We start from the raw sequence: 1,036 nt of genomic DNA on the forward strand, positions 1-1,036 counted from the left end.
GAGGTCTTTGGTGCGGATCTTCGTGCGAGGACCACTCGCACCCTTCACGGTGAACATTTTCTTCCAGTTGGTGTCGTTCATCTGGTCGAAACGGTCACGGAGCCGATCAATGGCGTCGGCGTCAAACAGGTTCTCACCCTCGTACTGATACCAGCGGTCGTGTCCGCGGTTCGTAATCTTTCGCTCGATGCGTCTCGGGAGCAGTAGTTCAGTCTGACTCATAGTCTGCCACGCTTACGCCGTGGCACGCGGTCGCGTCCGTTTCACGAACACGACAGTAACGCCAGGAACCCGAGTGAACGGGAACCTCGCAAACCGAAAAATGGTAGATAGATCAGTCGTCTGTGAACCCGACGTACACGCCGTTCGGAGACGAATTACCCTTGCCACGGATCATCACGATCTCAATATCGTCGTGTTCCGCGATGTTTTGTGGGATTCCTTTGTCCATTGAGGTCCGTCCGTGCGAAGTGACACGCACCCACGGCCCACCGAGTCCGCGATCGTAGTGGTGAACGTCACACGAAAATCCGACGACCTCCTCAACAGTCTCTTTCAGTTTCTCTTTTCGTGCGTCTCTGAACAGCGACGCTATCTCGTCGTTGGCTTCGGAGAGACGTGCTTGATTCTCTTTGGTTGCTGGTAGCGATACAGACTCACCGTGGTACTCAATCGTAACTTGACTCATAGGTACGTGCGGGCGGGCCGTTGAAGGCCGTTCCGCGAAAAAGTGCGAAGGGGGTCACTCCTCGCGGGGTTTCACTTCTACTGTCTCGTGACGACAGCCGACTCGCGAACACCGTCGTTTGAGTTGTGTCGCGTCGTACGTCTGTACGTCGAGTCCGTCAACCGAAAGGCCGATACACCGCAGCCGTACCTCGGTCATGTCGTGACCGAACAGCCAGCACAACGGGAAGAACATTAGAACGTGTACTCCTCGCTGTTACAGAGCGACCCCGAACTGTGGTCCGCAACCATCACCGTAAACTGCGTTTTCTCACCCTCCGCGACGAGATGGTCACTTTCCTCTGCGATT

2 protein-coding genes are annotated in these 1,036 nt (G+C 55.6%); both read right to left on the minus strand.

The genetic code is table 11. The features are described 5' to 3' along the window. On the minus strand, positions 1-222 hold a 222-nt coding region (locus tag EXE42_RS15810), incomplete at its 3' end, for a hypothetical protein (RefSeq protein ID WP_137706942.1). A 112-nt stretch (positions 223-334) separates the two neighbouring features. Then, entirely contained in the window at positions 335-688 is a 354-nt protein-coding gene (locus tag EXE42_RS15815) for a hypothetical protein (protein WP_137706943.1), read from the minus strand. Between the last annotated feature and the right edge of the window lie 348 nt (positions 689-1,036).

This window comes from Halorubrum sp. SP3 (genome assembly GCF_005435195.1).
GTDB lineage: Archaea > Halobacteriota > Halobacteria > Halobacteriales > Haloferacaceae > Halorubrum > Halorubrum sodomense.

Coding starts and splice junctions, on each gene's coding strand:
- EXE42_RS15815 (WP_137706943.1), bottom strand. CDS start 688: ATGAGTCAAGTTACGATTGAGTACCACGGTGAGTCTGTATCGCTACCA.